The following is a 9,083-nucleotide window of genomic DNA, read 5'->3' on the forward strand; positions in this document are numbered from 1 at the left end:
CCACCGCCCCTTCATCCCTGGATCGGGGAGGTCCGGGGGCTCGCCGTCTCCTGGACGACGATCCCCCTTCTATTCAGCTCCTCCATGTACCTCTCGTAGAGGGCGCCCCTGATTGCGTCTTCAGGGGCTACGATCCCCTTCTCTTTGATCTCCTTTCTGCCGATCATCCTGGCGGCGACGGCGGCGGAAAATCCCGTAACTCTCGCCATCGCCGATATGCCGACGACCTCATCGGGGCCTGCCCATAGGTGGTGGTCGACCCGGGCAGCCTCTCCCCCCTTCTCGCCCAGTACAGAGTTGTACATGACGCAGACGTCCCCCTCCCCGGGGAGGGGTCGGAGCTTCGGCTCCACCACCGAGACGAAGAACTCTCGGGGGCGGATGATCTCTCCCTGAAACTCGGTGGGCTCAAGGTCCAGAAGGCCGCACTCCTTCAACGCGTCAATTCCTGCCCAGTGGCCCGGCCACCGGACCGTCTTCTCCGAGAACTCCGCGAGATCTCCTCTGGTATAGAGGAGGCTCGGCATCCCGGGGGTGACGGCCGCCTCCAAGGCCTCGGCCTTTCCGAAGGCTTCGAAGACGAAACTCTCCCGGTCTGAGAGGGGGGGAGCCTCCACGATCCTGCCGCCCCGCAGGACCCTGGCATCGATCATGTACTCCCTGAGGGCGTGGGCGAAGGACCAGGTGACGGTGTACCGGAGGGGGTGATTGGCCGCCGCCTCCCTGGAGGGGATGCCTCCAACCCTGGCGGTGGCTGCCTCAGCCGAGTCGAGGAGGTCGATACCCCGACCGATGGTGGCGTTGGAGAGCCCCGGGGCAAAGCCCATACCGTCGAGGAAGGTGACGCCGTTCTCCTCCGCCCTCTCGTGGAGGGAGTCGCCGTACTCGTCCGGGGTCATCCCGCCGGGGATGGCGAGCCCCTCCGTCTCGTGGACGTCGGGGCGCCGGTGGTACTCCTCCAGAACGTCGACGGCGGGAAGGGAGGTGCCGATGGCCATCTCCAGGGCCCGGTAGCTCGTCCTTCGATCGGGGAGGGCGAAGACGCCGACGTCGTAGCCGTCCATAAGCCTCATCGTCCCCCCCTCCTCGGCGATATCCTGGCGGTGGAGGCGGATCTTATCGGACCCGATCCAGGCGGCTGCTCTCTTCAGCCCCTCTTCGCCTTTGCCGACGATCCCCACCTCCTCGACATCTTCTGCCCTCGCCAGATCCCAGGCCGCGCTAGACCCGATCCTCCCCGTCCCTCCGAATACCAGCACCCTCATCTCAGAGACCCTCCTCTCCGCCGATCCTCTCTATTTCAAGCTCAGCCATTCTAGTATGGTATCTCTCCGATTTTATATCAATCATCTCGTCGGGGCGGGGGACGATCATTACAAATCGCCAGGGATTCGGACCGGACCGGACCGGACCGGACCGGACCGGGACCGAAGCTCTGGGTGGTGTCCACCCCCGGCAATGGATTTCCGGCTAAATGGTGGGCCCTTCGCCACCCGATAACGTCGAAACCTATTTATGACACCTATCTACTTGAGGTGGCGATACTATGATCGGCGTCTTAGGGTTGGAGGACGGCACCAGAGTCGAAGGGGTGGGCTTCGGCGCCCCTGGGGTCGTCTCTGGCGAGCTGGTTTTCGTAACGGTGATCTCCGGCTATGAGGAGGCTATGACCGATCCCTCCTACAGGGGACAGCTTCTGATGTTCACCTATCCCCTCATGGGAAACTACGGGGTGAGCGGCGACAACTTCCAGTCGGACCGGATCGGCCCGACGGCGATGGTCTGCCGGGAGATCTGGGATAGGCCCCTTCACCACAGGTCGACGAGGACGATATCGAAGTTTTTGGAGGAGGAGGGGGTGCCCGGAATCTCTCGCCTGGACACGAGGATGCTCACCATCAAGATAAGAGATCAGGGAGCCATGAAGGCGGCCCTCGCCGTAGGGGAGAGGTCTGAGGTGGCTAGAGAGGACGTCGTCGCCATCGCAAGAGATCAGCCGGAGATCTCGAGCCTCGATCTGATCTCCGCCGTCTCCTGCCGCAGACCCTATCGGATCCCCGGGGAGGGGCCCAAGGTGGTGATGATCGACCTGGGGATCAAGAAGAACATCCTCGATTCCATGGCCTGCCGGGGGTTTGATATCGTCGTCGTCCCGTCGGAGACGAGGACGTCGGAGATTGAGAAATACGAACCTGACGCCATCTTCATATCCAACGGCCCCGGCGACCCAAAGCAGGCAACGGGGGCGATCGGTGCGGTGAAGCACTTTGCGGGAGATAGGCCGATCTATGGTATATGCCTCGGCCTGCAGGTGATCTGCCTCGCCCTGGGGGCGGAGACCTACAAGCTGAAGTTCGGCCACCACGGCGGAAATCAGCCGGTCAAAGACCTCGCCAGCGGCGTCGTATACATCACATCCCAGAACCACAACTTCGCCCTCCGCCCCGAGTCGGCGGAAGGGACGGGGATCGAGGTCACCCAGGTCAACGCCAACGACGGGACTGTGGAGGGGATCAGGAGCGACTACCTGGGGGTGGAAGCGGTCCAGTACCACCCCGAGGCGAGGCCCGGACCCCTCTGCACGAGGGAGAGGTTCTTCGGCGCGGTCGCAAAAGAGATCGAAGCGAGGAGGAGGTGAGGAGGATGCCCAAACGACCAGAGATCAAGAAGGTCCTCCTCATAGGGTCGGGGCCGATCCAGATCGGCCAGGCGGCGGAGTTCGACTTCTCCGGCTCTCAGGCATGCAAGTCCCTCCGGGAGGAGGGGGTGGAGGTGGTCCTCGTCAACTCCAACCCCGCCACCATCATGACCGACCCGGAGATGGCGGAGAGGATCTACATCGAGCCCCTCGTTCCCGATGTCGTCGCCAAGATCATCGAGAGGGAGAGGCCCGACGGGATCATCGCGGGGATCGGCGGCCAGACCGGCCTGAACATAACGAGCGAGCTCGCCGAGGGAGGGGTCCTGGAGAGGTTCGGGGTCGAGGTTCTGGGAACGTCCGTCGACGCCATCCGGGAGACCGAAGACCGCGACCTCTTCAAGACCGCCATGATCAGGATAGGCGAGCCGGTCCCAAAGAGCCGGGCCGTGGAGACGATGGAGGAGGCACAGGAGGCGCTGGCAGAGTTGGGCCTCCCCCTCATCATAAGGCCCGCCTACACCCTCGGCGGCTCCGGCGGAGGCGCTGCAGAGACGGAGGAGGACTACTATCGGATCGTCGATATGGGGATGAAGAGGTCCCGGATCCACCAGGTACTCGTCGAGGAGAGCCTCGTCGGCTGGACGGAGCTGGAGTACGAGGTGATGAGGGACAAAAATGATACCTGCATCACCATCTGCAACATGGAGAATATGGACCCCATGGGGATCCACACCGGAGAGTCCATAGTCGTCACCCCCATCCAGACCCTATCCGACGAGGAGGTCCAGACCCTCAGGACCGCGGCGATCAACATCATCAGGGCCCTGAAGATCGAGGGGGGGTGCAACATCCAGTTCGCCGCCAAAGACGGCGAGTACAGGGTGATCGAGGTGAACCCCAGAGTCTCCAGAAGCTCCGCCCTCGCCTCGAAGGCGACCGGCTACCCCATCGCCCGGGTCACCGCCAAGATCGCCATCGGGATGACCCTAGATGAGATCAGAAACGACGTCACCGGGGAGACTCCCGCCTCCTTCGAGCCGGCGGTCGACTACGTCGTCATGAAGATCCCCAGGTGGCCCTTCGACAAGTTCACCAAGGCCGACAAGACCCTCACCACCGCCATGAAGTCGACGGGAGAGGTGATGGCCATCGGAAGGAGCTACGAAGAGGCGCTCATGAAGGCGGTCCGCTCCCTGGAGATCGATATGGACCTGGGCTACGCCGGCAAGTACGAGCCCTGGACCGACGAGGAGGTCAGAAGCCTTCTCTCGACGCCGACGGACGAGAGGCTCTTCGCCATCTACCAGGCGCTCCGGCGGGGGATATCCGTCGAGGAGATCGCGGACCTGACGAAGATCCATCCCTACTTCATCTGGAGGATCGAGAATATAATAGCCATGGAAGACGAGATCGCCGGGAGCTTCTCCGTCCCAATTTTGAGGAAAGCAAAGAGGATGGGGTTCACCGACGACCGGATCGCCAGGATCCTGGGCAGAGGGTGCAAGGAGATATCCGACCTCCGAATCGATAACGGGATACTTCCTACCTTCAAGATGGTGGACACCTGCGCCGCGGAGTTTGAGGCGAAGACCCCCTACTACTACTCCTCCTACGAGGAGGAGTGCGAGCTGGCCCCAACGGATGAGAAGAAGGTCCTGATCATAGGGTCGGGGCCCATCAGGATCGGCCAGGGGATCGAGTTCGACTACTCCACCGTCCACGCAGTCCAGGCCCTCAGAGAGGAGGGGATTGAGGCCCACATAGCCAACAACAATCCTGAGACCGTCTCCACAGACTACGACACCTCAGACAAGCTCTTCTTCGAGCCCCTCACCCTCGAGGACGTCATGAACATAATCGAGAAGGAGAGGCACTTTGGCGTTATGGTCCAGTTCGGCGGCCAGACGGCTATGAACCTCGCCATCCCCCTGGAGAAAGAGATATCCCGCAGGGGCCTCGACACGAAGATCCTGGGGACGAGCCCCGAGAAGATCGACATGGCCGAGGACCGGGAGAGGTTCAACCTCGCCCTCCAAAAGATGGGGATACCCCAGCCCGAGGCGGGGTACGCCATTAGCCCAGAAGAGGCCAAGGCCGAGGCGCGGCGGATCGGCTACCCGGTACTGGTGAGGCCCAGCTATGTCCTGGGTGGCAGAGCCATGGAGATCGTCTACGACGAACGGGAGCTCGTGGTCTACATGAGGGAGGCGGTGAGGGTATCGCCGGAGCATCCGATCCTCATCGACGACTTTCTCCAGAACGCCGTGGAGATCGACGTCGACGCCGTCTGCGACGGCCGGGACGTCCTCATCGGAGCGATCATGGAGCATATCGAGGAGGCGGGGATCCACTCAGGAGACAGCGCCTGCATCATCCCGCCCCAGACGATCCCCCCCGCCGTCCTGGATACCGTCCGGGATTACGTCAAAAAGATCGCCCTCGCCCTGGAGGTGAAGGGGCTCCTCAACATCCAGATGGCCTACAAGGACGGGATCGTCTACGTACTGGAGGCGAACCCCCGGTCGTCCAGGACGATCCCCTTCGTCTCGAAGACGGTGGGCATCCCCCTCGCCAAGATCGCAGCCTCCGTCATGGCCGGAAAGAGCCTTGCGGAGCTTGGGTACACCCACGAGCCTGCAGTCCCTTACGTATCGGTGAAGGAGGTCCTCCTCCCCTTCGAGAAGCTCCCCGGAGCCGACACCCTCCTGGGGCCGGAGATGAGGTCGACGGGGGAGGTGATGGGGATCGACCGCGTCCCCGGCCTCGCCTTCTTCAAGGCGGAGCTCTCCGCCGACAACCCCCTCCCGACGGAGGGGATCGTCTTCATCTCGGTGAGGGACGAGGACAAAGGCGCCATCGCCGAGGTGGCGAGGAAGCTCACAGAATCAGACCTCTCGATCATCGCCACCGAGGGGACGGCCGAGTTCCTCACGAAGATGGGGGTCGCCGTCGAGAGGGTCGAGAAGATCTACGCCGGGAGCCCCAACGTCCTCGACTACATGAAGCGGGGAGAGGTGAGCCTCATCATCAACACCCCGACTACGAAGCAGTCGGTGAGGGACGGCTTCCAGATCCGGCGGAACGCCGTCGACTACCACGTCCCCTACATAACGACGGTCCAGGCGGCCCGGGCTGCGGCTCAGGCGATCGAGATAGCCAAGTCCGGCGAGATCACCATCAAGCCCCTCAACGAGTACCATCAGGAAGTCCGGTAAGAAGGATCCGGGCCGGCGTAGTTGGGGTGCGAGAAGTAGGTGGGGGCGACGAGACGTGGTTTAGGGGCGGGAATTGAGGAGTAGAGGCGCGAAGATGGGTGGCGGCGTGGCGGCAGCAGGTGCTGGGGGCAGCAGGTGCCACCGAATCCCGCCCCGGCACCCCCCTCAAGCTCGCCTCAGACCGAAGGGTTTATCTTCGAAAAGCCCAGTGGGTGCATCCGTCGTTTGTGGGCTCGTGGTCTAGCTGGTTATGACATCGCCTTGACATGGCGGGGATCATGCGTTCGAATCGCATCGAGCCCACCTAAAACTGCCCAGGTAGCTCAGTCCGGGAGAGCGTCAGACTGAAGATCTGAATGTCCCCGGTTCGAATCCGGGTCTGGGCACTAATTTACCTGTAAGTCTTGTGTTTTTCGGACGAGGGCTCGGAGTGAAAAGCGGGTGCCATTGAGAGGTTCTCGCTTTTTCTCTGTGTATTTCACATGCCCATTTTAGAAGCTCATCGATCCGATAAGATGTACCAGTTATAATCGCGCTTTACATTACCCGAGGTCATGCCCACAGATCACTAAAGCGTTAGGGCGATTGAGAATAGGATATAATATTTTTACAATTAAATTTCCGGCGCTAATGGCGTGGCAAAAAGATGTGATCCTCCTCAACCGTCCTATATATCGTTCATCGTCTCTATGAATCCTTACGTACGTCTCCATGCTTCTCGAAGTCATCCCGTATTACTGGCAATAAAGGATGTGGAACGGGATTTTCGCACGCGTTTACTAGTAATTTTAGATTTATATGTTAGCGAAGGCTCGCACGCATAGTCAGATATCTCTATCCTGAATTTTATTCGCGAATCCTATTAAGAATCCCTTGGATAGCTTGAGGCTTACTATGCCTAAACATGCGATATAGTATTATAGGGAATCATAGGAATACCTGTTTCCTGGAGATATTATGTCAGTGCTGGCTGGGTTGAATTTAGTAGATGATTATTACCAATTCGCGAGATTAAAGTCAAATGCGTGTCGTAAGGGGCATTTGGACTTATCGAATGAAACATGGTTTTATCCAACATCCCTTCTACCGCTAGGTATTTTCAAGATGAAACATCCAGAAATTCGTGTCACCCGGCCGAAAGATGCGGCTGTTTGTAATTATTTCGATATAATTACTGGGCATAGAGAGATAATGCCCGGCAAGAGTTACATCCCGATTATCAACATGCCTAAACGCGAAGACGAGCGTGATAAGGCGCTTGAGCAATTAAATGATTTCTGTTCTACTCGTGTAGGCGGTAAAACCGCATTTTTGTATTTTATTGGCGAGTTGGTGGATAATATTTACGAGCATTCACGCTTCTCAACTGCATATATAATGGCTCAAAAATATGAGGCTAAGGGATTTACGGAGGTTTGCATAATAGATGATGGAATTTCTATACCAAAATCGTATGAAAACACGGGAATAAAGGTAAATAGCGATAAACATGCTTTAGAATTAGCATTAATGGGGATGTCGACAAAAGTTGATAAAGAGCGAGGTCATGGCTTACGCTCTTCGGTAAGGCTAATTACCGAAGGTTACCAAGGTACGTGTTTTATTGTCTCAGGAAATGGGGTTTTAGAGGCAAATAATTATATAGGCAAAACTTTTAGTAGTATAGACGAGGAACGCGTATATAGTGGAACTTTGATTAGCACACGCCTGCCATTTCAGAGAGGGGATGTAAATGTGTATGACTATGTCGAATGAAGCGATTCTGTACCTAAGAGAGCTGATCTCAACAAATCTGGCATTCAGGCGTAGCGCAGACGATTTTTTCGATCATTTGAATAATCTAAATGAATCGAAAATTGTGGTTGATTTTTCTGGTATCGAATCGATAACTAGATCATTTGTGCACCAGTATATAATAAATAAGCAGAAAACCGATAAGCAAATCATAGATATCAACGTCCCCCGAGATATTATGCCGATGTTTGAATTGGTTGAGCGACAGAGGTCGGCGCAAAGAACCTCACCGCAGAACCAGATTTCGTTGATCCACGTGATCTGAGAAAGCTGACGACAAATGAAAGGGTGGCGATCATCACCTAAACGGTCTCAGCGGGTAGCACTCAGGACGAGAGCGACGAGCGACTCGATTCTTTCGGGCTTCCTCTTCGTCTCCAGGATAAAGAGACATCACCCTCCACTGGCGAAGGGGTTAGATGTACCTTTTCTTGCGGAAAATGGCCGTAAAACTTAAAATAATCGTCTCATATAAAAATCAAAGGCGCGCGCCGACAAGAGATAGTCGCCCATGGGACGCTTCACAAGCCTGCAATAGTACCATGGGCCAGTACTTTAGATCGGTGCATTTTCCACTGCAAGATAGAGGTAGTCTGTCAAATACCCCTGCTGGTTCTACGTCAGGTTCCCTTTGCGGAGTCCGGTTCTGGGATACTTGGTCGGCGGCGTCGGGGATATGGATCAAAGTATCTCCTCGTAGTCTAACAGAGTCTTGCTTTTGGGCGAGGATATGGCCGCTTCGACCTTTCTCGCCGCCTTCCCCCCGCCGACGTTCCGCAAGTAGGCCTGCTGATGAGCTGGAGTCCCGATCCAGCCGTGATCCCGGCATACCTCTAGATCGGACTCCTCCCCACAGATCACCCAAAGGAGGATCTCATCGGTCTCGGCGTGCTCCTCTGCCAAAACTGCCTCGGCGATCACCTTCTCGATCCCGTGAGACCCGAAGGCATAAGTGGCGTAAGCCTTCCACCCATCCGGAACCCCGAGAAGGGCATAATCCCGGTATCGGGGGGCGACAGCCAGATCAGCCCATACCTCGATCCCGTGGGTTTGCCAGTACCTCGATAACCAACGCTTGCGGTAAAGATGCCACAGGAAGACCGCGAAGGGCATCTCGTCGTTGGTGGAGAAGTTGGGCTCGGCTACAGCATGGCATCCCGAGTTGACCACCGGCGCCGGGTTCTTCCACAGGGACTCGAAGCGATAGTCGTCGGTGTAAAAATGGAACGTCCCGCCCTCGATCCGGTCCCTCCTCGCCTTCGCGCCCCATCGATTCGTGGGGAGTTCTAACCCACGGGGTTGTACATCCTTCGAGAGGAGGGGTATCGAGAGGGCGTTATCACTAGGCCAGATCCAGTCCCCGACGTCCCCCGCCGTTAACTTGGTCCTCGTTTCTGCCTCGCCGAGGAGAGGCCGCAGGTCGATCACATCTT

General features: G+C 57.8%; 6 protein-coding genes and 2 tRNA genes. 6 read left to right on the plus strand and 2 right to left on the minus strand.

Annotated elements, in window-relative coordinates; all coding sequences use genetic code 11:
• Positions 1 to 11: 11 nt before the first annotated feature.
• Entirely contained in the window at positions 12 to 1,265 is a 1,254-nt protein-coding gene (locus tag P0O24_RS04665) for a saccharopine dehydrogenase family protein (protein WP_316968573.1), read from the minus strand.
• A 281-nt stretch (positions 1,266 to 1,546) separates the two neighbouring features.
• On the opposite strand from P0O24_RS04665, the gene carA reads away from it, so the two are divergent.
• The 6 genes from carA to P0O24_RS12510 all read left to right on the plus strand — a co-directional run bounded on the left by carA (position 1,547) and on the right by P0O24_RS12510 (position 7,915).
• Entirely contained in the window at positions 1,547 to 2,638 is a 1,092-nt protein-coding gene (gene carA / locus P0O24_RS04670; protein WP_316968574.1) for a glutamine-hydrolyzing carbamoyl-phosphate synthase small subunit, read from the plus strand.
• A 5-nt stretch (positions 2,639 to 2,643) separates the two neighbouring features.
• Complete coding sequence (carB, locus tag P0O24_RS04675; protein WP_316968575.1) at positions 2,644 to 5,856, plus strand: carbamoyl-phosphate synthase large subunit; 3,213 nt, start codon at positions 2,644 to 2,646, stop codon at positions 5,854 to 5,856.
• A 229-nt stretch (positions 5,857 to 6,085) separates the two neighbouring features.
• Positions 6,086 to 6,159: transfer RNA gene (locus P0O24_RS04680), tRNA-Val, on the plus strand.
• Positions 6,160 to 6,168: 9 nt separating this feature from the next.
• Positions 6,169 to 6,242: transfer RNA gene (locus P0O24_RS04685), tRNA-Phe, on the plus strand.
• 571 nt (positions 6,243 to 6,813) lie between these two features.
• On the plus strand, positions 6,814 to 7,611 hold the full coding sequence (locus P0O24_RS04690) for a hypothetical protein (protein WP_316968576.1): 798 nt from the start codon (positions 6,814 to 6,816) through the stop codon (positions 7,609 to 7,611).
• Positions 7,601 to 7,915, plus strand: a complete 315-nt coding sequence (locus P0O24_RS12510; protein ID WP_394356691.1) for an STAS-like domain-containing protein — start codon at positions 7,601 to 7,603, stop codon at positions 7,913 to 7,915. The genes P0O24_RS04690 and P0O24_RS12510 overlap by 11 nt, the downstream gene beginning before the upstream one ends.
• A 416-nt stretch (positions 7,916 to 8,331) precedes the next feature.
• On the opposite strand, the gene P0O24_RS04695 is transcribed toward P0O24_RS12510, so the two are convergent.
• A partial coding sequence (locus P0O24_RS04695; protein WP_316968577.1) for a DUF4417 domain-containing protein occupies positions 8,332 to 9,083 on the minus strand: 752 nt, incomplete at its 5' end.

It is taken from the genome of Candidatus Methanocrinis alkalitolerans (assembly GCF_029167205.1).
Classification (GTDB): domain Archaea; phylum Halobacteriota; class Methanosarcinia; order Methanotrichales; family Methanotrichaceae; genus Methanocrinis; species Methanocrinis alkalitolerans.

Coding starts and splice junctions, on each gene's coding strand:
- P0O24_RS04690 (WP_316968576.1), top strand. CDS start 6,814: ATGTCAGTGCTGGCTGGGTTGAATTTAGTAGATGATTATTACCAATTC.
- carB (WP_316968575.1), top strand. CDS start 2,644: ATGCCCAAACGACCAGAGATCAAGAAGGTCCTCCTCATAGGGTCGGGG.
- P0O24_RS12510 (WP_394356691.1), top strand. CDS start 7,601: ATGTCGAATGAAGCGATTCTGTACCTAAGAGAGCTGATCTCAACAAAT.
- carA (WP_316968574.1), top strand. CDS start 1,547: ATGATCGGCGTCTTAGGGTTGGAGGACGGCACCAGAGTCGAAGGGGTG.
- P0O24_RS04665 (WP_316968573.1), bottom strand. CDS start 1,265: ATGAGGGTGCTGGTATTCGGAGGGACGGGGAGGATCGGGTCTAGCGCG.